This is a genomic window from Lysinibacillus sp. GbtcB16, from assembly GCF_019091145.1.
Taxonomy (GTDB): domain Bacteria; phylum Bacillota; class Bacilli; order Bacillales_A; family Planococcaceae; genus Lysinibacillus; species Lysinibacillus fusiformis.
In genome coordinates this window covers 1-341 of record NZ_JAGXJV010000201.1, presented here as the reverse complement: position 1 = coordinate 341, position 341 = coordinate 1, and the positions used below count along the sequence as shown (strand labels likewise).

Below are 341 nucleotides of genomic sequence, written 5' to 3'. Positions count from 1 at the left end.
AAGCTACAAAACCTGAAAATCCATCATATGAAATTTATTTAAAGCCAAAAGCAAAAGAATTGCTCCTAACAATTCACGTTTCAAATTTCTACAATGTACGCGGAGGTATTATTTTTCCAATCGATTTCGGTGATGCTAAAGCAATGCAAGAAGACGTAGCTGAAGATACAAATATCGAATGGACAGCCGTTTCCATCTTATTAGTTTTTAGTATTTTTCATCTCACTATCTTTTTGTTACGTAAAAAAGATGATGGCTTTTTTTATAGCGGTTGTTATTTCCTAAGCCTAGCACTAATTGTTATGACACGAGGAGAACGTATATTACTTCGTGCCGTTCCT

Annotated in this window: 1 pseudogene; it reads left to right on the top strand. The window is 34.3% G+C overall.

The annotated features are described in order from the left end of the window. Positions 1–341, top strand: a pseudogene (locus tag KVT27_RS24005) (histidine kinase); the annotation flags it as partial.